The sequence below is a fragment of the Streptococcus mitis genome (assembly GCF_002096755.1).
GTDB lineage: Bacteria > Bacillota > Bacilli > Lactobacillales > Streptococcaceae > Streptococcus > Streptococcus mitis_AC.
The window spans coordinates 1-25,466 of sequence record NZ_NCVF01000018.1; the positions used below are offsets into that span (position 1 = coordinate 1).

Consider the following 25,466-nt stretch of genomic DNA (forward strand, 5'->3'; position numbering starts at 1 on the left):
TTATCGCCGTCTTTACCTTGATTTGCTTCTGGGTTAACTTTGCCGTTCAAGACGTCTTTACCGTCGCGTCCATCACGTCCGTCACGACCTGCTGCGCCATCACGTCCGTCGCGTCCTGGTAAGCCTTGTGCTCCGTCTTGACCATCACGACCTTGAAGACCTTGAGCACCCTGGTCACCCTTAGGTCCTTGTAGCCCTTGTGGCCCTTGTGGTCCTGCAACTCCGGCTTCACCTTTTAGACCTTGAGGTCCACGAATGTTACCAATCTTATCCCAAGTTCCGTTTTCTTTCTTATAAACATCACCTGTAGTTGCATCGATATAAGTGTCGCCATCTTTACCATCATCTGCTGTTGGTACTTTAGGTCCACTTAATAATTCAGCACCATTACGTCCGGCTGCTCCTGCTGCACCATTGGCACCGTCTGTACCATTATAAATTGGTTGTTTAGCAATTAAGTCATCTATACCTTCATCGTACCGACCATTACCATTGTTATCAAAGTACGCTGTAATAAGAGTACCTTCTCTTGGTTTTTCTGCTGGTGCTGTAGATGGGGCGTCTGCTAAAGCTCTTCTTACTCTTCCGCTTCTTTGATTGTTTAATCTTGCTGCTGCTTCAGCTAAGGCATTTAAGTCGATGGTTGGTGTACGTCCATCTTTACCATCTTTAATGTTAACTGTTACAGGTTCTTCACCAGGAATAGTAAATGTAATATCAGTACTACGGCCGTCTGCTCCACGAGCAGTTGTGATTTTTGGAGTTTTTCCGTCACGTCCCGCTGCTCCTGTTTCACCACGGTCTCCACGTTCGCCTTTTTCACCTTGCGCTCCGGTTAGACCACGTTCGCCTTGGTCCCCTTTTTCACCTTTAGCACCATCCGCAATTACAACTTCTTTTAATTTCTTATCAGAAGCATCTAATTCATTGTTTCCATTTTTATCGTAATAGAAGATAACTGTTGTTGTTTTATCTGCATCATTTCGTTGAGTCGCAACTAATGGACTTGCGCCATCGAAACCATCTCTTACAACAGTACTTGTAACATTACCTCTACCGTCGTTAATCGTGATAGTATGAGTGCCGTCATTTTTATTATCTTTAACGGTTACGGTTGGAGTTACACCGTCACGACCTGCCTGACCTTGCGCTCCAGTTAATCCGCGTTCGCCTCGGTCTCCTTTTTCACCTTTAGCACCTTGGGCTCCAGTCAGACCGCGTTCACCTTGGTCTCCTTTTTCACCTTTAGCACCTTGTGCGCCAGTGAGACCGCGTTCACCTCGGTCTCCTTTTTCACCTTTAGCACCTTGGGCTCCAGTCAGACCGCGTTCACCTTGGTCTCCTTTTTCACCTTTGGCACCTTGGGCTCCAGTTAGACCGCGTTCGCCTCGGTCTCCTTTTTCACCTTTGGCACCTTGGGCTCCAGTCAGACCGCGTTCACCTTGGTCTCCTTTTTCACCTTTAGCTCCAGTCAGACCGCGTTCACCTTGGTCTCCTTTTTCACCTTTGGCACCTTGGGCTCCAGTCAGACCGCGTTCACCTCGGTCTCCTTTTTCACCTTTAGCTCCAGTTAGACCGCGTTCGCCTCGGTCTCCTTTTTCACCTTTAGCTCCTTGGGCTCCGGTTAGACCGCGTTCGCCTCGGTCTCCTTTTTCACCTTTAGCTCCAGTTAGACCGCGTTCACCTTGGTCCCCTTTTTCACCCTTGGCTCCATCTTTAATAGCAATTTTTTGAACAAGTTCGTCTACGCCTTCAGTATAAACACCATTTCCATCGTTATCAAGATAGAAAGTGAGGTTATTTGTATCACCAACTTTATTTTGATCAACACGTGGTTTTACTGTATCGATTAGCTCTTTAGCCACACCAATTTGCATAATACGTGGCTTAGCTTCTTTAGTAACAGAATTACTAATTGGCAATCCTAAAAGTGTTTCGTTACCAAATCGATGAACTTTATAGGTAATTTGACGTTGTCCTTTTTCACCTTCTCGAACTAATCTAGTTTGACCTTCTGGTAATTTACTAGTTGGAAGGTAGACTGTTTGGAAATCAATGTCTTCTGAAACAGTCTTATTATTAGTACCACCATAAGGGTTTGCATCCAAGTATAGTGGATTTGCTCTATGATAATAGTTGGAGTTGCTGTATGGGTCATTGCTAGTAGCGGCACCGCCACCACCTTGGTCCACGTTAAAAGTAACAGGTTTCAAACGAACAGACAAGTCACCATTTGGATTATTGATTGGCAAACTAAATCTGATTGTTTGTTCCGTATTTGTTGAAGTAGCAGAGGTCATACTGTATCCTGAGTGAGATACGTAGTTGGCACCTTGGCTAATAGGTTTTGATTGATCTCTTAACCTTGGAGTTGTGATTGTCGCATTGGAAGGATTTCCAAATCCATCCCCTTTATCCAAGATAAAGTTATTATTAACAAATTCGCCCGGACCAGAATATTTGATTGTGAAATTCAATTTATTACCTTGACGTACTGTTGTTACATCGTAATGAATTGAATTACCACCACGTGAGTTCCCGTAGCCACGGAAACTATAACTACGACCACCTTGGCTGATGTCTGAAAATGCAACTGTATTTCCAGAACCTGAGACAATTGGGTTGGCTGGATTGCTAGCCGCTCTAAAGCCACTATGACCTTTATCCAAGTCTTCCTTACGGATAGCTGGATTTTGGCGAGCATCAGAAAGGCTCAAACCTGGTTTCAAGATTTCATTAGTAGATTTTGGAGCTGAAGTTGTTTCTACTTTGGCAGGTGCATTAGTTGCTAAAACGCTACTATCAACAGCTGAACGGTCAGTCGTTGTTGCAACTGGCTTAGCTTCTTCTTTGGCTTCTGCTGTGTCAGCTTTCTTCACTACAGGAGTTTCTGATACAGTTCCTTTATCAGAGTTAGAACGAAGTTCTAGACCAATAATAGCCGATTGGATAGATGTCTCTGCTGCTGATATTTCAGCTTCAGATGCATCTGCTTTCCCAAGCAAGCTTTGACCAGCTTGGATACTTGCTTGCAAGTTAGCAGCACTTGCTTCTGTATATAACTTACTTTCTAATTTTTTAGCACGTGAAAGAGCTGTTAACAATTTTGACTTGTCAACAGCATCTTGATGACTTGCTTCTTTTTTGTCTTTTGCTTCTTCAACTTTTTCTGCTGGTCTAGTAGCTTCTTCAGTTTTAGCTGGAGTCGTTTCTACTGGGTTAGCAACAGTTGGAGCTGCATAAGTTGTTTCTTTTTTAGGTGTAGAAACTTCTGCTGGTTTAGTAGCTTCATCTACCTTATCCTTATCAACAGAGACACTATTAGTTGCCTCAGGATGTTGTTCCTCTGCTTGTACTGATTGCGCATTGGCAGCAGTTCCCAAGACTAAGGCTGTCCCGAGCAAGACACTAGCCGCACCAAAGTGATACTTACGAATAGAGTATCGTTGTTGCATGCTATACCAGTCAAATGATTTCTTATGTGAATGTTTCATTTCAAACTCCTAGATAGTAATTTATAGTTTACACTTTACAACTATTTGAGCCATTAATCAATATTATCTATGAAATTAATATATCTGATTTTTGTACCATGGAGCCATATTTTTTTTTTTTTTTTTTTGAATTTAATGTACATATTTTTAATTCTTGTTTTTTTGTACAAAAGAATCATAATTATGATACAATATAATTTAGGAGGAAATACCTAAATGCGCAACCTTTTATCCACAAAAGACCAAAGACAATTACGTTTAATGGAAACCTTAATTCAGAATCGTAATTGGATAAGGTTACATGCACTTGCCGAAAAATTAGGATGTACAGAACGAATCCTAAAAAATGATTTAAATGAATTACGAACAGCTTTCCCAAATATTGACATCCAATCTTCCGTTAACGGAATTATGATTGATTTAGATGTTAACACTAGTGTAGAAGATATTTATCAATATTTTCTAGCCCATTCCCAATCTTTTCAATTACTAGAGTATATGTTCTTCAATGAGGGGCTACCTATTTATCGAACAGTTGAAAATCTTCACTCAAGTAATGCCAACCTCTATCGATTAGGCCGAAATATTACAAAAACTCTATCATCACAATTTCAGATTGAATTATCTTTTACCCCTACTGCAATTCTTGGTAATGAAACGGATATTCGTTATTTTTTTGCCCAATACTTTTCTGAGCGCTATTATTTCCTAGACTGGCCTTTTCCAGACCTTCCTGAGGAGGATTTAACAGAGTTTGCTGATTTCTTCTATAAAATCACGAATTATCCAATGCGATTTTCAATTTATAGAATGTACAAATTGATGATAGCTATCAGTATTTACCGCGTCAAAAATGGTCATTTTATCGACTTACCAAATCATTTCTTCGATGAATACTACCCTCTTTTGATGAATATTCCAAATTTTGAGGAGCTACTTGTCCATTTCTCTGAAAAACTGGGACTTGAAATCACTCCAGATATCATCGCCCAAATTTTTATATCCTTTATTCAAAACAATCTTTTCTTAAATCCTCAAGAATTCTTCAACTCTTTAGAAGAAAACAGTGAAGCAAGATACTCTTACCAATTACTGAGTCAAATATTAGAACGCCTATCAAAACAATATAAGATTACTTTTACCAACCACGATGAGCTGATTTGGCATTTACACAACACTGCTTTCTTTGAAAGACAGGAAATCTTTTCTACCCCAATCCTATTTGAACAAAAAGCATTGACGATTAAAAAATTTGAAGTTTACTTCCCAGACTTTATGGGAAGTGCACGTCAAGAACTGGCTCAATACCGTCAAGCAATTGGACAGCATGACCATCCTGAACAGTTGGAACACCTGATGTACACCATCTTAACCCATGCTGAAAACCTCTCTACTCAGTTGTTAGAAAATCGACCACCTATCAAGGTTTTGATTATCAGTAACTTTGACCATGCTATATCCCTTACCTTTGTTGATATGCTTTCCTATTACTGTAATAACCGCTTTACCTTCGATATTTGGGATGAATTACAAACAAGTCCTGAGATTTTAAATCAGACAGATTACGATATCATCGTGTCTAATTTCTATATTCCAGGGATTACTAAGAAGTTTATTTGCCGAAACCATCTGTCAATCATGGATTTGGTTAATCACCTCAACACTTTATCAAATGAGATTCATATATCCATTACTTTATAAACTAAAAAGTCAGCAGGGTCCTGCTGACTTTTTCTCTTACCTGATTTCTATACTTCCTTAACAAAAACCAATTCCTGTGGCTGTGACAAATCTTCTCTGTAGGTAAACCCTGCAAAGCTTAAGCGACGAGCTTCCTCCACCGTCTGTACTTGATTTTGTATCAGGGCTGTCAGGAAAGCACCACGCGCTTTCTTTGAAATAGTTGAATGAATCTTCAGCTGACCACCTCTATCCTCCATGAATTTGAAGGTCACCATTTTTCCTCTGATTTCCTTAGAAAATACAGTCTCAAACTCGGATGACAAGAGAGAGAAAATTAGGTCTTCACCATTCATAGCTTCATCATAGGTTTGCTTCCAATGGCTCTTCAAAGTCTTACCTGCGACTTTTAACTTCATCAAAAAGTCCAAACGGTGAGGGGCTATGGGTGACAAGGCTGGTACGACTCCGTACAAAGCCGAGGTAATGAAGACATGATTTTCAAGATAGGCTTGTTCTACCTCGGTCAATTTATCACGCTTTATATGGCGGTACATAAGCCCATCAAATAGATTCAAGGCTGGGTAGTGTTGAGCAGTTTGCCTTTTCAAAGCTTGGATATTTTGAAATTCTTCCGCCGCCTTCTCGGCTGATACCTTGTAAAAACTCTCCAATTGACTAGCAGAATAGAGAGCCAAGGCATCCAGTACGGCCTGACTTTCTGGTTTTAAAGGAGTGGCTTCAATACTTGGCAAGTCTGTGTTCATTTCTTTTGCTGCTGGGATTAAAATTTTCATATTAATAGTGTAGCATATTTTTTAGCCGCTACCAAGAAATTCATCTGAAAAACCTCGGTTTGACCGAGGTTTCTATATTTATTTCGGCCATCCTAACCAGACAGCCACGAGAACAAGGGATATGCCTGCTAAGCTTGTTAAGATAGATAAAAGTTTATCTTTTTTCTCCTTGAACTGAGAAAAACCTATCTTCAAAGCGAGCAGTCCGAGTAGCATTGAAGCAAGCATCAAATAAAAACCCATTTATTTGTCCTCCATTAGTCTTAATTTACCTTATTATAATATATATTTCTTAAATAAACCTTTTTTATACTCAATGAAAATCAAAGAGCAAACTAGGAAACTAGCCGCAGGCTGTACTTGAGTACGGCAAGGCGACGTTGACGTGGTTTGAATTTGATTTTCGAAGAGTATTACTGTACTTTAAAGGTCTTGAGATAGTTGTCTTTTCCTACTTGACCTTCAAAGTTTTTACCATTTTCAAGGTAAGGCAGGTCATCTGATACTGAGGCCTTAACCTTGTAAATCTTGCCATCAACTTTAAAGAAGTAGACGGTGTCTCCCTTGATAACAGCTGATTTGAGGTCTGCTACTACTCCCTTGATGCTTTCTGTCGTTGCATTGTCAATTTCAAGGTCGTTTTTATTGGCGTACTTGCTGAGCATCTCTTCCACTGTCGTAGCTACGATAACGTTTTGGTACTCGACTGCGTCTACCAGAGCATACTCTTTGACCAAGCCAGCATTGTCCTTCAAACCCATGATGTAAAGAGGCTTGTCATTAAGGTTGATGAGGATTGGGAAGGTTGCCTTGTAGGATTTCTCCTGAACAGCACCTTCGGCTGATTCACGGGCTGATTCTTCGGTCGCAGAAGCCAAGCTATACTTAGTGATTTCTCCTGTTCGCATATTTTCAAGGATAAAACCAAGATTACTTTCATCCGCATTGGCCGAAGTCACACCTGTGTAGAGGTAAATGTCATTTCCGATAGACAAGTAATTATAGCCCTTGGTAGTCTGGGTCACGTTTTTCTTGGAAATCATGGCATTCCAGAAACCATCCTTGTACTTGCCGTTATAGTTGATTTGCTCAATGGTTTCCTCAGCTGGATAAACCCTGTCCACCCATTCTGGAACATCTGACAAGCTGTATTCCTTGGTTTCTCCATTTGTAGCATCCAAGATAATGACTGAAACAGGACGAGGAACCGCAAGCCCAAATTGCTTTTGGTAAACGGTTGCTACATAGAAAGGATTGCCCTCATCGTCCACCTCAAAAGATGGAGTTTTGAAGATCTTGGTTGGGTACTTCAAGCGCAAGTGACGCTTGACATCGCGGTTAAAATACTCCGAGTCCGAATACTTGATTGGTGTCTTCAAGTCCACCAAGTCCGCATTTCCGGTTACCATGTCCACCTTAATATATTCGCCGATTCCCTTGGCCTGATTGTTAAACCACTTGATAGGATCTGCGTATTCTAGTGGCGTAACTCGATAAGGTTTCCCATCAATCGTCAATTGGGTATAGGTGTCTGCCGCTACGTACTGCGACACCTTATCTGTTAGGGAACCCAAGTAGCGGTCACCAATTTTTTCAGCGGTACTTCTATCTAAGATAGGAACCTTACTGGTATCAGTCTTAGGAAATTCAGTAAAGTCTTTTTCCGTAACTGTGACTACATTGGCATAATTTTTAGCCTGAAAAATGCTAGAAGTTACCAAGGAAACCAAGGCTGCTAAGAGAAGAATTCCTCCAATAGAAGCTAAAAGGATTTTCCCTAACCGATTGATTTTGAAACCCTCAAGATTTAAGGCAGCTTCCGCCTTGCCGTGGCGCACATGAACCGTTTTGACAAGGTTTATCCCCTTGCCAAAACCAAATAAGATTGCTACAACCAGCAAATGCCCACAGAGGAAAAAGAGAAATTCCCAGCTGGTCAGGTTAAGAGGCGGTAAAAAGATATACCAGGTCGTTGCGATAAAAATAAGTTCAAAGACTATTCGTTTCATTTGCTTTCCTCCTAAATGATTCGTCCTTCCAAGTGATCCAGTTCATGCTGGCAAATCTGGGCTGGGAAGCCTGTCAAGGTAATGGTCTGTTCCTGCCACTTGCTGTCACGATAGGCAACCCTTATGGTTTCATAACGCTTAGTAGGTCTCACACCTGTCAAGGACAAACAGCCTTCTTCTGTCTCATAAGCTCCTTCAGAGGACAGGAGCACTGGATTAAACATGACCACAGGAACCAAACCAAGATTAAAGATAATCACGCGCTTCTGCACCCCAATCATATTGGCAGCCAGACCGACACAAGTCTCACGATTTGCTAAGAGTGTATCCTGCAAATCTCTGGCAAGATAAAGGTCTTCCTGACTTGCTGGCTGAGATACCTGAGATAAAAACAAGATATCCTTCACAATTTTCTTTTCCACTTCCTCACACTCCTCTTGTTTTTTACTATATTATAGCAATTATAGCACAAAAGACGGCAACTGCAAGCCCTTTCCCTCAACTGTAGCAAAAAGCCATCCGAAGATGACTTTTTCTTTTTAAATCGCATTCTTGTCAAAGCCAAGTTTGCGTTGGATAAATTTAACAATTTCGACGATAATAATCATTGAGAAGCTTCCAGCCATGACGATTCCCCATTGAGACAAGTCTAGTTTGGTTACGTGGAAAATTCCTTCAAGTGGTTCTACGACGATTATTGCCATGAGAAGGATGAAGGATACCAAGATAGACCAGTTGAAGGTCTTAGACTTGAATGGTCCAACTGTCAAGATGGATTGGTAAACAGACTTGACATTATAAGCATGGAAGAGCTGAATTAAACCAAGGGTTGCAAAGGCCATAGTTAGGGCATCTGCATGAATGGCATGATTGTCACCCACATGAACTGGGTAAGCAATCGCAAGACCATAAACACTCATAACAATAGTTGCTTGGAGTACACCTTGATAGATGATAGAACTCAAAACACCACCTGAGAAGAAGCTTGCCTTGCGTCCACGTGGTTTATGGTTCATGACACCAGGCTCAGCTGGCTCAACACCTAGAGCGATAGCTGGGAAAGTATCGGTTACCAAGTTGATCCACAAAAGATGAACTGGCTGTAAGACATCCCAACCAAACAAGGTTGATAGGAAGATAGTTAATACTTCAGCAGTATTGGCAGAAAGTAGGTACTGAATAGTCTTTTGAATGTTTGAGAAGACCTTACGTCCTTCTTCCACTGCAACGATAATAGTCGCAAAGTTATCATCTGCAAGAATCATGTCAGAAGCCCCCTTAGAAACCTCTGTACCAGTGATTCCCATACCGATACCGATGTCGGCTGTTTTCAGAGCTGGCGCATCATTGACACCATCACCTGTCATGGCAACGACTTTACCTTGTTTTTGCCAAGCCTTGACGATACGAACCTTGTGTTCTGGAGATACACGGGCATAAACAGAGTATTGACCAACTACTTTTTCAAAGTCTTCATCTGACAGTTCGTTGAGCTCAGCACCAGTTAAAACGTGTCCTTCTGTATCATTTGCATCGATGATTCCCAAACGTTTGGCAATAGCTTCTGCAGTGTCTTGATGGTCACCCGTAATCATGATTGGACGAATTCCCGCTTCCTTAGCCACACGAACAGCCTCAGCAGCTTCAGGACGTTCAGGGTCAATCATCCCAATCAAACCAGTAAAGATTAAATCATTTTCAAGCTCTTCAGAAGTCAGGTTTTCTGGAATGCTGTCAATAATCTTATAAGCACCTGCGAGGACACGCAAGGCTTGGTGAGCCATTTCAGAGTTGTTTGTGTGAATGAGGTTTGTAACCTTCTCATCAATCGGAGCAATATCCCCAGCTTTATCACGAAGAACACAACGTTTCAAAAGTTGGTCTGGGGCACCCTTGACCGCTACAAGGAATTTACCATCTGGCAATGGGTGAACCGTTGACATGAGCTTACGGTCAGAGTCAAATGGCAACTCAGCCACACGAGGATATTTCTCTAAAAATCCTTTCACATCGTAGCCCTTGTCCAAGGCATATTGGATAAAGGCTGTTTCGGTTGGATCTCCGATCAGGTTTCCTTCTGCATCAATCTTGGTATCATTAGCCAAAACTACAGAACGAAGAAGAGGCATGTCCAAGCCGAGTTCAATGTCATCAGCAGAGTCATGTAGGACTGCATCATAGAAGACTTTTTCGACGGTCATCTTGTTCATGGTCAGCGTACCAGTCTTATCAGAAGCGATGATTTCAGTTGAACCAAGCGTTTCTACAGCTGGCAACTTACGAACGATAGAGTTTCGTTTGGCCAAAACTTGAGTACCAAGGGCAAGAACGATGGTCACGATAGCAGGAAGTCCTTCTGGGATGGCTGCAACGGCAAGCGCAACAGAGGTCATCAACTCACCAAGTGGATTTTTCCCTTGAATGAAGACACCCACTACAAAAGTAACAAGGGCAATGACCAAGATAGCATAGGTCAAGACCTTAGAAAGGTTATTCAAGTTTTGTTTAAGTGGTGTATCCGTCTCATCCGCATCTTGGAGCATACCTGCGATGTGACCAACTTCAGTGTACATCCCTGTATTGATAACAACACCAAGACCACGACCATAAGTCACATTTGAGTTTTGGAAGGCCATATTGACACGGTCACCAATACCAGCATCTGCAGCAAGTTCAACTGTCAAGTCTTTTTCGACTGGCACAGACTCACCTGTAAGAGCTGCTTCTTCAATTTTAAGAGAGTTTGCTTCAATCAAACGTAGGTCTGCAGGTACTACATCACCTGCTTCAAGGGAAACAATATCTCCTGGAACCAATTCTTTAGAGTCAATCTCCGCCATATGCCCATCACGAAGAACGCGGGCAGCTGGACTAGACATGGATTTGAGAGCTTCGATCGCTTCTTCGGCTTTTCCTTCTTGGTAAACACCAAAGGCAGCATTGATGATTACCACGGCTAAGATGATAATGGCATCTGCGATATCTTCCCCACCAGAAGTCACGACTGACAAGATTGCTGCCGCAACTAGGATGATAATCATCAAATCCTTAAATTGCTCGATGAATTTGACCAGAATTGATCGTTTCTCGCCTTCTTCGAGTTCATTGTGGCCAAATTCTGCAAGGCGCTTTTCCGCCTCACTTGATGACAAACCTTGCTCGGTCGCATCCACAGCCTTCAAGACCTCTTCAGGACTCTGAGTGTAAAACGCTTGGCGTTTTTGTTCTTTTGACATGTGTCTCCTCCTTGACATTGTGTGCAAAACAGACTCTCTTTTCCCTCATCGCATCTTTTCACGACAAACAAAAAGAGACCTATTAATCATAACAAGTCTCGCTGTTTAAGATAGTGCCGGAAAGCATACTTTTCAGTATAAAATTCGGAATGACGACACTATCACAGGTTTCTGCCAGCTACTCCCTTGAGTAGTACTATTATACCAAATTTTGAAAAGTTTTCAAAGAGTAAAAAATGACTTATTTGAATTTTCCCTTGAAAACCAGTATAATGGTAGAATGCTATATGACTAGAAAGGAAGTTGAATGAAGCAATCTATCTCAAATCTCAAGTTAGCTGAGCGTGGGGCCATTATCAGTATTTCGACCTATTTGATCTTGTCTGCAGCGAAATTAGCAACTGGGCACCTCCTCCATTCATCCAGTTTGGTGGCCGATGGTTTTAACAACGTGTCGGACATCATTGGAAATGTGGCCCTCTTGATTGGAATCCGGATGGCACGCCAGCCTGCTGACCGAGACCACCGTTTTGGCCACTGGAAGATTGAGGATTTGGCTAGCTTGGTCACTTCTATCATCATGTTTTATGTTGGCTTTGATGTACTAAGGGATACCATTCAAAAGATTCTCAGTCGTGAAGAAACAGTCATTGACCCTCTGGGTGCAACTCTGGGAATCATTTCTGCAACGATTATGTTTCTAGTTTATCTCTACAATACTCGCCTCAGTAAGAAATCCAACTCCAAGGCACTGAAGGCTGCCGCCAAGGACAATCTTTCTGATGCTGTCACCTCACTTGGTACTACCATTGCCATCCTGGCTAGCAGTTTCAATTATCCCATTGTGGATAAACTGGTTGCCATTATCATCACTTTCTTTATCTTGAAAACTGCCTATGATATCTTCATCGAGTCTTCCTTTAGCCTTTCGGATGGCTTTGATGACCGTCTGCTCGAGGACTACCAAAAGGCTATCATGGAAATTCCCAAAATCAGCAAGGTTAAGTCGCAAAGAGGTCGCACCTACGGTAGCAACATCTACCTGGATATTACGCTAGAGATGAACCCTGACCTGTCTGTTTTTGAAAGCCATGAAATTGCGGATCAGGTCGAGTCTATGCTGGAAGAACGTTTTGGAGTCTTTGATACCGATGTCCATATCGAGCCAGCACCTATCCCTGAGGATGAGATTTTAGACAATGTCTACAAAAAATTGCTGATGCGCGAACAATTGATTGATCAGGGAAATCAACTGGAAGAACTCTTGGCTGACGATTTTGTCTATATTCGTCAAGACGGAAATCAGATGGATAAAGAGGCCTATAAAGCCGAAAAAGACTTGAATTCAGCTATCAAGGATATCCAGATTACTTCCATCAGTCAGAAGACCAAACTCATCTGCTATGAGTTAGATGGTATTATCCATACCAGTATCTGGCGTCGCCACGAAACTTGGCAAAATGTCTTTCATCAAGAAACTAAAAAAGAATAGAGAAATCCTGTCATGAGACGGGATTTTTCTATTCTTCTAGCTATCAAAGTCACTTAGATACTCATAGCGTTCGTATTTTTCAAGGAGTGCTTCGTTTTTCTCATCTAGCTCTTTCTGAAGAGTAGCCAGTTTGCCAAAGTCAGAGCCGTTGGCCTGCATTTCCTCTTCAATAGCAGCGATACGGTTTTCCAAGGCTTCAATATCACCTTCAATACTTGCCCACTCCTGCTTTTCTTGGTAGGTCATGCGTTTCTTGTCTTCTCGAACCTTGACTACTTTCTCCTTTTCGGCCTTTTGCACCTGATTGACCAACTCTGTTTCAAAGGCTTTTTCATCAAGGTAATCGGTATAATGACCAAAGAAAGGACGAATCTTGCCATCCTCAAAAGCGAGAATCTTGGTCGCTACCTTATCCAAGAAATAGCGGTCGTGGCTAACTGTCAAAACAGGTCCCGCAAATCCTTGCAAGAAATTCTCCAAAACTGTCAAGGTCGCAATATCTAAGTCATTTGTCGGTTCGTCCAAGAGAAGAACATTTGGTTTTTCCAAGAGCAGTTTGAGGAGATAAAGACGTTTTTTCTCTCCCCCAGACAATTTCTCAATCAAGGTTCCATGCGTCGAACGTGGGAAAAGGAACTGCTCCAGCAACTCTGCAATCGAAGTACTAGAACCACCGCTGGCCTTGACCTCTTCTGCCACTTCCTGCAGGTAATTTATAACTCTCTTGCTTTCATCCAAGCCCTCAATTTGCTGAGAAAAATAGGCGATGCGAACTGTTTCCCCAATCACAACTTGTCCTGCTGTCGGCTCAAGACTGCCTGCAATCAGATTAAGCAGGGTTGATTTTCCAACACCGTTGTCCCCAACGATTCCAATACGGTCTTTGGCCTGCACCAAGAGATTAAAATCTTGCAAAATAGGCTTGTTTTCATAGGCAAATGAAACATCCTGAAACTCGATGACTTTCTTCCCAATCCGACTGGTTTCAAAGTTCATAGTCAAGTCTGTCTCAGCAACGCCGCCTGAAACTTCCTTTTTCAGGTCGTGGAAACGATTGATACGAGCCTGTTGCTTGGTCGCACGCGCCTGCGGTTGTCTACGCATCCAGGCCAATTCTTGCTTATAGAGTTGTTCCTTTTTGTGGAGAAGAGCCGCATCGCGTTCATCCTGTTCCGCCTTAAGGCGAACATAGTCCTGATAATTCCCTTGATACTCTGTCAAGCCTGCGCGATCCAACTCGAAAATCCGTGTTGACAAAGCGTCTAAGAAATAACGATCGTGAGTGATAAAGAGAACTGTCTTCTTAGAATTTTTTAAAAAGAGGGTCAGCCACTCAATAGTCGCAATATCCAAATGGTTGGTCGGCTCATCCAGAAGCAAGAGGTCGTGATTGCCAAGTAAAACTTGCGCCAACTGGACTCGTCTTCTTAGGCCACCTGATAATTCCCCAACAGGAGTAGATAAGTCCTGAATCCCCAGCTTGCTGAGAACGGTCTTGACCTGACTCTCAATTTCCCAAGCTTGAAGAGAATCCATCTCTGCCATAACCCGTTCCAAACGAGCCTGCTTATCCTCACTGTAGTTGAGCATGATCAACTCATACTCACGAATCAGCTGGATTTCCTTGAGGTCGCTGGATAGGACCGTATCCAAGACCGTCTTGCTATCATCAAAATCAGGATCTTGAGTCAAGTAACCAATCTGGTAATCATTTTTAGCTGAAAAAGGACTGACATCCCCATCAAAGCCAGAAACACCAGAAAGGACATCTAAAAGGGTGGTCTTGCCAGTCCCATTGACACCAATCAGACCGATTCTGTCTAGGTCATGGATGATAAAGGAAATATCCTTAAAAACGGTCTTATCACCGACGGATTTACTTAGTTTTTCAACGATAAAATCACTCATTTTTTCTCCCTCAAGTAAGCATGGATGGCTTGACGGTCATTTTCCAATTCTCCATCGACAATGGCATATTCAATCTCTGTTAAAATATCTCCCAAGTCTGGGCCCGGCTGATAACCATATTCCTTGATCAAAATACCACCGTTGATTTGGATTTCTTTCTTATCATGAATGGTCAAACTATGGTAAGTTTCTGTGATAGCTTGTAGGTTGACTTCTTTTCCTTGAGCCTGTCGAAGATTTTCAGCCTGTAAAAGTAAATCCAAGTCAAAGCGATAACAATCGCGCTTGCTCAATTCTCCCTTTTCACGCAAAGCCAAAATAGTCAGCAAATCTTGTACCTGCTTGGCAAATTGACGTGAGGTCTTCCAAGCCTTCAAAAATGGCTGCGCATTTTCAATCTCCAAAGCCCACAGTAGAGCCGCCCAGGCTTGTTCAGAGGATTCAAAAGTAAAATCAGTCTCTAAATCAAACAGTCTGTTAAGCTTGTCCTGGCTAGATTCCATATCAGGGAGATAATCATAAGCTTGACTCTCAATCATGGAAGCCAAGCCCCTTCTCCAAAATGGAGCCAGCAAGAGTTTATCAAACTCAACGAAGGTACGCTCTACAGAAATTTTCTCCAAAAGTGGCGTCAAGGTCTTCATAGCTTTAAAGGTTTCTGACTCAAGCTCAAAGCCAAGACTGGCCTGAAAACGAAAACCACGCATAATCCGCAAAGCATCTTCGTTGAAACGCTCACTTGCCACTCCAACTGCTCGTAAGACTTGCTTTCCCAAATCGTCTAAACCATGGAACAAGTCAATGATTTCCCCTGTCTCGTCCAAGGCAAAGGCGTTGACTGTAAAATCACGGCGTTTGAGGTCTTCTTCTAGCGAACGCACAAAGGAAACCGCACTGGGTCTTCGATAGTCCACATAGACATCTTCTGTCCGAAAGGTGGTTACCTCATACTCCTCGTCCCCATCTAAGACCAAGACAGTTCCATGCTCGATTCCGATATCGGCTGTTCGCGGAAAAATCTGCTTGGTCTCTTCTGGATAAGAAGACGTTGCGATATCCACATCATGGATAGGGCGATTGAGAAGGGCATCTCGAACAGAACCTCCAACAAAATAGGCCTCAAATCCTGCTTCTTTAATTTTTTCTAATACTGGTAAAGCCTTCTGAAATTCAGAAGGCATTTGCGTTAATCTCATAATAAGTGTTCTAATCCATAGACAAGCTCATGACGCTTGACAACTTCTTTAATTCCCAAATTCACCCCTGTCATGAAGGAGCTGCGATCATAGGAGTCATGACGGAGGGTCAATCCTTCTCCCTGATTGCCAAAGATGACTTCCTGATGGGCTACCAAACCTGGCAAACGAACTGAGTGGATACGCATGCCATCAAAATCAGCACCACGAGCACCTGCAATGAGTTCTTCCTCGTCTACTGCACCCTGCTGGATAGACTCTCGAACTTCTGCCATTAATTCAGCTGTTTTAATAGCTGTTCCACTCGGAGCATCTTTTTTCTTGTCATGATGAAGCTCGATAATCTCCACATTTGGGAAATATTTAGCAGCCTGCCTTGCAAATTGCATGAGTAAAACAGCACCCAAGGCAAAGTTAGGAGCGATCAAGCCACCCAAATCTTGAGCACGAGAAAATGCTTTTAGCTCTGCAATTTCTTCACTCGTGAAACCTGTTGTCCCAACCACTGGAGCAAAGCCATTTTCAAGAGCAAAGCGTGTATTTTCATAGGCAACAGCTGGTGTAGTAAAGTCTACCCAGACATCTGCTTCAAAACCGACCAAATCAGCCTTATCCTTGAAAACAGGAATACCCTGCCATTCTGATTCAGACTCAAAGGGATCCAAAACTGCTACCAAGTCCAAGTCTGGATCAGCCAAGACCATCTGACAAGCAGCCTGGCCCATCTTTCCCTTAAAACCAGCAATAATTACTCGAATACTCATCTCTACTCCTGTCTAAGATACAAAGCCTGTAGGAACACAAAGTGAAAATAGGAGTTCTGATCAAGAAGTGTCTACTCCTTGGAAGAACTATCTTTTTCACACAGGGTTCCAGGCGTGTTCATTTGCTAACTTCTTAACTAAGCTAAAAGTCCCAACTAAATCACTGGAATATAACCTAGAGCAATACTTCCTGCTCCTAGGTGGGTTCCAATGACACTACCAAATGTAGCAAGTGAAATATCCGTACCTACTCCAGATTCAAGTAAGTGCTGACGCAATTCTTCAGCCTTTTCAGGAGCATTCCCGTGAATGACAATGATACGGTATTGGCCTGAAGCTGTGGCTTCCTTGATAATCTCAATTAAGCGCTTAGTTGCTTTCTTTTCAGTACGAACTTTTTCGTAAACTTCAATCACACCTTGATCATTGAAATAGAGGATTGGCTTAATGCTTAGCAGATTGCCCAAAATCGCAGCTCCATTTGAAAGGCGCCCCCCTTTTACCAAATGATCCAAATCATCCACCATGATAAAAGCAGATGTGTGACTAATTTGAATAGCTAGCTTATCCTGAATAATGGCAAAGTCATCACCCTGGTCTAGCCAGTTAAAGACACTTTCAACCATGATACCCAGAGGAGCACTTGTAATCAAAGTGTCTGGGAAAGCAATAGTTAAACCCTCATATTCTTCTATCATATACTGGATATTTTGGTAAAAACCTGAAATTCCAGAAGATAGGAAAAGCCCCAAAGCATGTGTATAACCTTGTTCTTTGAGCGAAGTTAGAATCTCATCTAACTTGGCAATACTTGGTTGACTGGTCTTAGGCAATTCAGAAGCCTGAGCCATTTTTTGGTAAAATTCCTCAGCAGTCAGATTGATACCTTCGACATACTCCTCACCATCAATATTGACAGGAATATCCAAGACAAATAAATCTTCTCTTTGCAAGGTATCTGCACTGAGATAGGCAGAGGAATCTGTGATAACAGCTAATTTCATATTAGAACTCCAAATTGATTCCTGGTAAGTCTAATGCAATTTCAGTTACTTCGTAAGTCAAACGGTTGAGCATGTTCAAACATGGACGAGCCAAGGTTTCCACTTCTTCTTGGTTCAATTCACTTGGTTCGTTAACAATACGACCATCGATATGATTCACCTGTGAAATGGTTCCACTGATAACAAATTTGTCAAAGACAATCATAAAACTTAAGACAACCACTAAAGAAGTCACTTGATTTTCTTGGTCATGTTGGAGTAATTGGAAGTTCACATCCACCTTAGTTTCAGGAGCTCCATTTTCATTTTCCCATTCAAAATTACGCGCATCAAAATGATACTGACTAACAAATTCTTGTTCACGTTTAAGATTCATGTCTTTCTCCCTCGGCTACAATATTATAAGCTATTGTACCATAATTTTTTATTTTCATCTAGTTTTCTAGGATTTAGTCAATCCCGATTTCAGCTCGAACTACGTCTGCGATGGTATCAACATAGTAGTCTACTTCTTCTGTTGTAGGCGCTTCTGCCATAACACGCAAAAGGGGCTCTGTTCCACTTGGGCGTACTAGGATACGGCCATTCCCTGCCATTTCTTCTTCCATCTTCTCGATGATATCCTTGATAGCTGGCACTTCCATAGCCTTTTCCTTCATGGCATTTTCCACTCGGATATTGACTAATTTTTGTGGATAGATGGTTACTTCTGCTGCCAACTCTGACAAGCTCTTACCAGTTTCCTTCATGATTCTAGTCAATTGAACAGCAGATAATTGGCCATCACCTGTTGTATTGTAGTCCATCAAGATGACGTGACCAGACTGTTCACCACCGAGGTTGTAGCCTGATTTTCTCATTTCTTCAACAACGTAGCGGTCGCCAACTGCAGTGACTGCCTTGTTAATGCCTTCACGGTCCAAGGCCTTGTGGAAACCAAGGTTGGACATAACAGTTGTCACAATTGTATTTTGAGCCAATTGTCCTTTTTCAGAAAGATATTTCCCGATGATGTACATAATTTTGTCACCATCAACGATATCACCATTCTCATCAACAGCAATCAAACGGTCACTGTCTCCGTCAAAGGCCAAACCGATAGCTGAGTCACTTTCTTTGACCACTTCTTGAAGGGTTTCTGGGTGGGTTGAACCAACATTAAGGTTGATGTTAAGACCATCTGGTGTTTCCCCGATAACAGTTAATTGAGCACCAAGATCTGCAAAGATTTGACGGGCACTTGTAGAAGCGGCACCATTAGCTGTATCCAAGGCAACCTTCATTCCATCAAGAGGAGTTCCAGTTGAAACAAGGTAGCCCTCATACTTACGCAAACCTTCTGGATAATCTACCAAGGTTCCCAAGCCTTCAGCACTTGGACGAGGAAGAGTATCTTCTGCAGCATCTAACAAGGCTTCAATTTCTGCTTCTTTTTCGTCATCTAGTTTGAAACCATCACCACCAAAGAACTTAATTCCATTATCAAGGGCTGGGTTATGGCTAGCAGAAATCATGACACCTGCACTGGCTCCCTCAGTTTTTACCAAGTAAGCTACTGCTGGTGTTGCAAGGACACCAAGTTTGTAGACGTGAATCCCTACAGAGAGGAGACCTGCCACCAAGGCAGATTCTAACATTTCCCCAGAAATACGTGTATCACGTCCTACAAAAACTTTCGGTGCTTCCGTTTCATGTTGGCTAAGAACATAGCCTCCAAAACGTCCTAGTTTAAAGGCCAATTCTGGCGTTAATTCTACGTTAGCTTCTCCACGGACTCCATCAGTCCCAAAATATTTACCCATTTTTATAAAATCCTTTTCCTATTTTTAATTCGTTTTTGAACTAGTTGCTTTCGTTGACGAAGATGTCTCCGACGAACTGCTTGTAGTTGAATTTGATGTGTTTGAACTTGTACCCACAGGTTTTGTAGTGACCTTCATTGTCGTATCAAATGGAGTAATCACCGCTGGTAAGACAACACCATTACGGTCGATTGCCTGCAAAGGTACTGAACCACTGTAATTACCTGTTATGCGTTCGCTGGTTGGTAAAAGCGCAATAATACGATCAATTTTAGCTAGTGTTTCTTGGTCAGTTGTGACAGAGACCCGTTCATTTGACACGGTTACACTATCAATTTGTAGCTTGGGATCAATCTGGCTTTGGTCAACTTGTGGCACAACAATCATCCCATCTCGCTTAACCTTCTTCCCAACTTTCACTGTAATCTTTTGAGGCGTTGCCACAGCGGTCAATCCACTTGGAAGATTTTCAATATTCAAGGGAACTTCAATCGTTCCAACACTGGCATCCGTCAAATCAGCAGTTACCTTAAACTTACGAGTGCTCTCCTGCATTTCGCTGGCCAAGGTCACACGATTGGCTCCGGTTAATACCACTGAAACTTCTGATGCAAATCCGCTAATGAAATACTGGTCATCATCATAGTGAATAACGATAGGAACGTTCGTTATCGTATTGGTGTAAGTTTCTGATTTAACCTGCCTTGCGGTATTGCTATTTTGAAAGTTGGTTGACGTTGCATAGATAAATAAGACACAAGCAAAAAAGAGAGATGAAATGATATATAGACTATTTTTTCTCATATTTCCAACCTCCTAACAAACGGTCCTTGAAACTGACTTTTTCCTCAACAGCTGGCAAAAGAATTGCTCGTAGCTCTGCTTCAAATTCTTCAATCGTCAAGTCGTGCTTGAAAACACCGTTATAGGTAATAGAAATGCCTCCTGTTTCCTCTGAGACGATGAAGGTCAAGGCATCGGATACTTCTGACAAACCGATAGCCGCCCGGTGTCTGGTCCCAAATTCCTTGGAAATCCCTGTGCTTTCTGTCAAGGGAAGATAGGCAGAGGTTACTGCTATTCGATTTTCTCTGATAATCACAGCACCATCGTGTAGGGGAGTGTTGGGGATAAAGATATTAATAAGGAGTTCAGCTGAAATATTGGCATCCAAGGGAATCCCTGTCGCGATGTATTCTTGCAAGGTCCGAACTCGTTGGATGGCAACCAGAGCACCAATCTTACGAGGACTCATATATTCAACCGACTTGACAAAGGCACGAATCATTTGCTCCTCTGCACTAATTTGAGCAGTAGAAAAGAAATCTGTCGCCCTTCCCAAGCGTTCCAAACCAGTCCGAATCTCTGGAGAAAAGATAACAACCGCAGCAATAACCCCATAGGTGATAATTTGATTAATCAACCAAGAAATCGTTGTTAAACCAAGGATATTGGCCACAACCTGGGCTAATACAAAAATCACGACCCCACGCACCAAAATCATAATCTTGGTGCCAGCTATCGCTTTTGTAAAACGATATAAAATATAGGCCACAATCAAAATATCAAACACATTGATGGCAATACTCCAAGGACTAGAAAACAAGCTAGTCCAATATTGCAGGTTGGATAATTGTTGAAAGTTCATCTGCTGTCTCCTCTCTGTCCAAACACGTTCCTTTCTATTATACCATTTTTCTGACATTTTTTTCCCTATCCTACTTCATTTTAAATTAAAGAAAAAATATGATAAAATAAACTGATACTCAATGAAAATCAAAGAGCAAACTAGGAAGCTAGCCGCAGGTTGCTCAAAACACTGTTTTGAGGTTGCAGATATAGCTGACGTGGTTTGAATTTGATTTTCGAAGAGTATGACTAGAAAAAACAAAGGAGAAACCATGTCTCAACTCTATGATATTACCATTGTAGGTGGTGGTCCTGTCGGGCTTTTTGCAGCCTTCTATGCACATCTACGCCAAGCCAAGGTCCAAATCATCGACTCCCTTCCCCAACTAGGTGGCCAACCTGCTATTCTCTATCCTGAAAAGGAAATCCTCGACGTCCCAGGTTTCCCAAATCTGACTGGAGAAGAGTTGACTAACCGTCTAATCGAGCAATTAAATGGATTTGATACCCCTATTCATCTCAATGAAACGGTTCTTGAGATTGAAAAACAAGAAGAAGGATTTGTCATCACAACTTCTAAAGGAAGTCACCTGACTAAAACAGTTATCATCGCTATGGGTGGCGGTGCCTTTAAACCACGTCCTCTAGAACTAGAAGGCGTTGAAGGCTATGAAAATATCCACTACCACGTTTCCAACATCCAGCAATACGCTGGTAAGAAAGTGACGATTCTTGGTGGAGGAGACTCGGCTGTGGATTGGGCTTTGGCTTTTGAAAAAATTGCACCAACTACCCTTGTTCACCGCAGAGATAATTTCCGCGCCTTGGAGCACAGTGTTCAAGCCTTACAAGAATCATCTGTATCCATCAAGACACCATTCGTTCCTAGCCAACTCCTTGGAGATGGAAAAACGCTTGACAAATTGGAAATCACAAAAGTTAAATCTGATGAAACCGAAACGATTGACATAGACCACCTCTTTGTCAACTATGGTTTCAAATCTTCTGTTGGTAACCTTAAAAACTGGGGTCTGGACCTCAACCGTCACAAGATTATCGTCAATAGCAAGCAAGAATCTAGCAAAGCAGGTATCTATGCTATCGGTGACTGCTGCTACTATGATGGAAAAATCGACTTGATTGCGACAGGACTGGGCGAAGCACCAACTGCTGTCAACAACGCCATCAACTACATCGACCCAGAGCAAAAAGTACAACCAAAACACTCAACCAGTTTATAAAAAAGAACCACGAGTCACCTAGGATTCGTGGTTTTATAGTTCATCTACGATCTAATCAGCTCATACCTTTCCCCTTCTTTTTCAAAAATCAAAAATGTCCTATCAAATTGATAAAGCATGTGATATAATAACGACGGCACTAACAATACGCCTTGGAAAAGGAGGTATTACAGATGCTAGAACTTCTCAAAATAGTACTTATCGCAGTCATCGAGAGTATCATCTCATGGCTGGTGACTCGTTGGTTAGACGATCACTTCGACAAGTAACCTTCGTGGTTAGTGCTATCTAACCCAGAAAAAATCCCCTCGGTATTGCAGTACCGAGGGGATTTCTGATAGCACTAAAATGCTAGAACTTCTCAATTCCTCTTTATTATCTCACATGTTCTGTTCAATTGTCAAGAAAGAGGTGTTTTATATCTTTATAATTCATCGGCTATCTTATTGATTTTTCTAAGTCTATGGTTGACACCACTTTTGGTCAGAGGGGTGCTGAGGCTATCTGCCAACTGTTGGATAGAGTAGTCTGGGTGCTGAATCCGCAACTGCGCTACTTCCTGCAAATCCACTGGCAGATTTTCTAAGCCCATGATATCTTTGATTTTGCTGATATTGTTGATAGTCTTCATGCTGGCAGAGACTGTCCGAGCGATATTAGCTGTCTCGGCATTATTGGCCCGATTGAGGTCATTACGGGTTTCTCGCAAAATCTTAACCCGCTCAAAATCATCACGCGCCTGCATAGCCCCGATGACTATCAAGAAGTCCATAATGTCTTCGGCACGCTGGAGATAGGTAACAGCTCCCTTCTTGCGCTCAAGCACCTTGGCATCCAGTAAAAACTGCTGGAGAAGAGAGGCAAGCCCTTGCGCGTGGTCCAGATAAACAGAACTGATTTCCAACTGGTACTTGCCTGACTCAGGGTCACGAATACTTCCATTTGCCAAGAAAGCACCACAGAGATAGGCACGACCTGCTTCCTCATCTGATAAAATCTCCTCATCAATACCTGTTTCCAGACCAAAGAAGGAGTCTGCCAAGCGTAAATCACTCAACAAGTCCTGCACCTTTTCATCTGTAAAAACTGTATATACTCGATTCTTGCGGAGATTACTCCGTTGGTGGTGACGAATTTCCGATTTGATTTCGTAGAAATGGAGAAAGGACTCATAGAGGTGCCGAGCCAGCTTGGCATTTTCTGTCACGACAGACAAGGTTAGGCCCGAGGTCGAGAGACCGATGCTACCAGACATCTTGATAATGGCAGATAATTCATGCCGGCTTAGATGGTGCTGACCTAGAATTTCTTCTTTTACTGCTACTGTGAAACTCATTTTCTCACCTGTATAATCCGCATCAATTCATCCACAATCAAATCTCCATCGTGGAAGGCACCCCCATTTTCCAGACGAAGGAAGTTGGATGAAATCACACGCGGAACTTGCTTACAAAGACCAGCAAAATCATGTTCCACCTGCACCAAGTATTCATCAAAACGGTTGGAATTCATGTATTCCTGAGGCACTTTTTCGATATTCACCAAAACAGTATCGATAAAAGGGCGACCAAGGTGACGATGCAGGACCTCCACGTGGTCACTATCTGTAAAGTGTTCCGTCTCCCCACGTTGGGTCATAATATTGCAGACATAGGCGATTTCTGCCTTAGTTTCCAAAAGAGCCTTCCCAATTTCCTTAATCACGATATTGGGCAAAATCGAGGTAAAGAGGGAACCAGGTCCGAGGACAATCATGTCACTTTCAAGAATGGTCTGCACTACTCGACGGCTAGCCAGAGGCGTATCATCGTTGAGGGTATTGGTCACATAGACATGGTCAATCATGCCTGGATGGTCTGCAATATGGCTCTCTCCAGCCACTTCTGTCCCATCCTGAAAGACTGCATGAAGGGTCAAGGGATGGTCACTGGAAGGATAAATCTTCCCAGTTGTATGGAAAAATTTGCTCAGTAACTGCATGGCATTATAGGTCGAACCCTGCATTTCTGACAGGCCAGCGATAATGAGATTACCCAATGGATGGCCAGCAAAGGCTCCAGCATCTTCAGAAAAGCGATACTGAAAGACTTTCTCATAAAACTTAGGCATATCCGACATGGCCACAAGGACATTACGAAGATCACCTGGCGGTGTCAATTGTTGCATATTTTTTCGGAGTTCACCTGATGAACCACCATCATCTGCCACCGTTACGATAGCAGCGATTTCCACATCTTTTTCACGTAGACTTTTAAGAATGACGGGGATCCCAGTCCCTCCACCAATCACCGTTATCTTTGGTTTTCTCATGAACGGTTTACCGTTTCCTTTCTTCGGTCTTTATCACGATGCCCTTCATTGACAGGCCAATTCTTGGATAAGTCCTGCGCCAAGCGTTTAGCAAAGGCCACACTACGGTGTTGTCCACCCGTACAACCCATGGCAATAGTCAAAACAGACTTCCCTTCCTTTTGGTAACTTGGCAAAATCGGCTCAATCAAGGCCAACAAATGTTGATAAAAGTCTTCTGACTCAGGATGATTCATGACATAGTCATAAACTGGTTCATCCACACCCGTTTGGTTTCTCAGTTCTGGTAGGTAGTAGGGATTTGGCAAGAATCGGACATCAAAGACTAAATCTGCATCAATCGGGATTCCATATTTAAAGCCAAAAGACATGACTTCGATACGGAAAGACTGGGCTTGTTCTTGATCCGAAAACTGCTCTGCAAGGGTTTTACGCAGCTCACGAGGAGTAAGTTCAGTCGTATCCACCACATTTTGACTCATATTTTTCAAAGGTGCCAAGAGTTCACGTTCCAACTTGATTCCATCTAAAATACGACCGTCTGCTGCTAGTGGGTGACTCCGTCTGGTTTCCTTGTAACGAGCAACCAATTCCTTATCAGCTGCATCCAAAAAGAGAATTTTGAAATCCAAATCATCTTGATTTTCCAACTCATCCAAGACAGCTTGAATTTCTGAAAAGAAAGAACGGCTACGCATATCCACTACCAAGGCCAACTTATGGTCGTCTTCCTTTGTTTCCACCAACTGCAAAAACTTAGGCAAGAGAGCTGGCGGCATATTGTCAATAGTAAAATAACCCAAATCTTCGAAGGACTGAATAGCAACTGTTTTCCCTGCGCCACTCATCCCTGTCACAATCACCAAGTGAAGTTGTTTCTTTGTCATCTTTTTCTCCTTATATC

General features: G+C 42.4%; 20 protein-coding genes. 3 read left to right on the forward strand and 17 right to left on the reverse strand.

Annotation, left to right across the window (positions count from 1 at the left end; translation table 11 throughout):
- The coding region (gene pclA / locus B7700_RS01365; RefSeq protein WP_142358590.1) for a pneumococcal collagen-like adhesin PclA at nt 1-3,494 on the reverse strand (3,494 nt) is incomplete at its 3' end.
- Nucleotides 3,495-3,710: 216 nt separating this feature from the next.
- Between pclA and pclR the strand changes: the two genes are divergently transcribed.
- Nucleotides 3,711-5,195 (forward strand): virulence transcriptional activator PclR, encoded by a 1,485-nt coding sequence (gene pclR / locus B7700_RS01370; RefSeq protein ID WP_084886630.1) that lies wholly within the window; start codon nt 3,711-3,713, stop codon nt 5,193-5,195.
- Nucleotides 5,196-5,242: 47 nt separating this feature from the next.
- On the opposite strand, the gene yaaA is transcribed toward pclR, so the two are convergent.
- The 5 genes from yaaA to B7700_RS01400 all read right to left on the reverse strand — a co-directional run bounded on the left by yaaA (nt 5,243) and on the right by B7700_RS01400 (nt 11,216).
- Nucleotides 5,243-5,971 (reverse strand): peroxide stress protein YaaA, encoded by a 729-nt coding sequence (gene yaaA, locus B7700_RS01375; RefSeq protein ID WP_084886632.1) that lies wholly within the window; start codon nt 5,969-5,971, stop codon nt 5,243-5,245.
- Nucleotides 5,972-6,049: 78 nt separating this feature from the next.
- A complete protein-coding gene (locus B7700_RS01380; RefSeq protein ID WP_084886634.1) occupies nt 6,050-6,214 on the reverse strand; it encodes a YczI family protein in 165 nt (54 codons plus the stop codon).
- Between the two features lie 170 nt (nt 6,215-6,384).
- A complete protein-coding gene (locus tag B7700_RS01390) occupies nt 6,385-7,980 on the reverse strand; it encodes a hypothetical protein (RefSeq protein ID WP_084886636.1) in 1,596 nt (531 codons plus the stop codon).
- A gap of 11 nt (nt 7,981-7,991) precedes the next feature.
- On the reverse strand, nt 7,992-8,402 hold the full coding sequence (locus B7700_RS01395) for a peptide deformylase (RefSeq protein WP_045612079.1): 411 nt from the start codon (nt 8,400-8,402) through the stop codon (nt 7,992-7,994).
- Nucleotides 8,403-8,519: 117 nt separating this feature from the next.
- Complete coding sequence (locus tag B7700_RS01400; protein ID WP_033685389.1) at nt 8,520-11,216, reverse strand: cation-translocating P-type ATPase; 2,697 nt, start codon at nt 11,214-11,216, stop codon at nt 8,520-8,522.
- A gap of 307 nt (nt 11,217-11,523) precedes the next feature.
- On the opposite strand from B7700_RS01400, the gene mntE reads away from it, so the two are divergent.
- A complete protein-coding gene (mntE, locus tag B7700_RS01405) occupies nt 11,524-12,708 on the forward strand; it encodes a CDF family manganese efflux transporter MntE (protein ID WP_084886638.1) in 1,185 nt (394 codons plus the stop codon).
- Nucleotides 12,709-12,744: 36 nt separating this feature from the next.
- On the opposite strand, the gene B7700_RS01410 is transcribed toward mntE, so the two are convergent.
- The 8 genes from B7700_RS01410 to cdaA all read right to left on the reverse strand — a co-directional run bounded on the left by B7700_RS01410 (nt 12,745) and on the right by cdaA (nt 21,030).
- Entirely contained in the window at nt 12,745-14,616 is a 1,872-nt protein-coding gene (locus tag B7700_RS01410) for an ABC-F family ATP-binding cassette domain-containing protein (protein WP_023948125.1), read from the reverse strand.
- The gene (locus tag B7700_RS01415) at nt 14,613-15,812 is read right to left on the reverse strand and encodes a CCA tRNA nucleotidyltransferase (RefSeq protein WP_084886640.1); all 1,200 of its coding nucleotides are present in this window, start codon (nt 15,810-15,812) and stop codon (nt 14,613-14,615) included. The genes B7700_RS01410 and B7700_RS01415 overlap by 4 nt, the downstream gene beginning before the upstream one ends.
- The gene (gene dapB / locus B7700_RS01420; protein ID WP_084886642.1) at nt 15,809-16,576 is read right to left on the reverse strand and encodes a 4-hydroxy-tetrahydrodipicolinate reductase; all 768 of its coding nucleotides are present in this window, start codon (nt 16,574-16,576) and stop codon (nt 15,809-15,811) included. The genes B7700_RS01415 and dapB overlap by 4 nt, the downstream gene beginning before the upstream one ends.
- A gap of 155 nt (nt 16,577-16,731) precedes the next feature.
- Nucleotides 16,732-17,580 (reverse strand): DegV family protein, encoded by an 849-nt coding sequence (locus B7700_RS01425; RefSeq protein ID WP_084886644.1) that lies wholly within the window; start codon nt 17,578-17,580, stop codon nt 16,732-16,734.
- 1 nt (nt 17,581) lies between these two features.
- Nucleotides 17,582-17,956, reverse strand: a complete 375-nt coding sequence (locus B7700_RS01430) for a DUF1149 family protein (protein WP_060627763.1) — start codon at nt 17,954-17,956, stop codon at nt 17,582-17,584.
- A 73-nt stretch (nt 17,957-18,029) separates the two neighbouring features.
- Nucleotides 18,030-19,382, reverse strand: a complete 1,353-nt coding sequence (gene glmM / locus B7700_RS01435) for a phosphoglucosamine mutase (protein ID WP_084886646.1) — start codon at nt 19,380-19,382, stop codon at nt 18,030-18,032.
- A 24-nt stretch (nt 19,383-19,406) separates the two neighbouring features.
- Nucleotides 19,407-20,186 (reverse strand): CdaR family protein, encoded by a 780-nt coding sequence (locus B7700_RS01440; RefSeq protein WP_060627759.1) that lies wholly within the window; start codon nt 20,184-20,186, stop codon nt 19,407-19,409.
- On the reverse strand, nt 20,173-21,030 hold the full coding sequence (cdaA, locus tag B7700_RS01445) for a diadenylate cyclase CdaA (RefSeq protein WP_001011075.1): 858 nt from the start codon (nt 21,028-21,030) through the stop codon (nt 20,173-20,175). Before cdaA ends, B7700_RS01440 begins: the two co-directional genes overlap by 14 nt.
- A 253-nt stretch (nt 21,031-21,283) precedes the next feature.
- Between cdaA and B7700_RS01455 the strand changes: the two genes are divergently transcribed.
- Entirely contained in the window at nt 21,284-22,252 is a 969-nt protein-coding gene (locus B7700_RS01455; protein ID WP_084886650.1) for an NAD(P)/FAD-dependent oxidoreductase, read from the forward strand.
- 424 nt (nt 22,253-22,676) lie between these two features.
- Here the strand turns inward: B7700_RS01455 and whiA are convergent, their stop codons facing one another.
- The 3 genes from whiA to rapZ are packed head-to-tail and all read right to left on the reverse strand — an operon-like array spanning nt 22,677 to nt 25,449.
- The gene (gene whiA / locus B7700_RS01460) at nt 22,677-23,588 is read right to left on the reverse strand and encodes a DNA-binding protein WhiA (protein WP_084886652.1); all 912 of its coding nucleotides are present in this window, start codon (nt 23,586-23,588) and stop codon (nt 22,677-22,679) included.
- A complete protein-coding gene (locus B7700_RS01465) occupies nt 23,585-24,562 on the reverse strand; it encodes a YvcK family protein (protein WP_084886654.1) in 978 nt (325 codons plus the stop codon). The genes whiA and B7700_RS01465 overlap by 4 nt, the downstream gene beginning before the upstream one ends.
- Nucleotides 24,559-25,449 carry an RNase adapter RapZ gene (rapZ, locus tag B7700_RS01470; protein WP_050153533.1) on the reverse strand — a complete coding sequence of 297 codons (891 nt, stop codon included), beginning with the start codon at nt 25,447-25,449 and terminating at the stop codon, nt 24,559-24,561. Before rapZ ends, B7700_RS01465 begins: the two co-directional genes overlap by 4 nt.
- Nucleotides 25,450-25,466 lie beyond the last annotated feature (17 nt).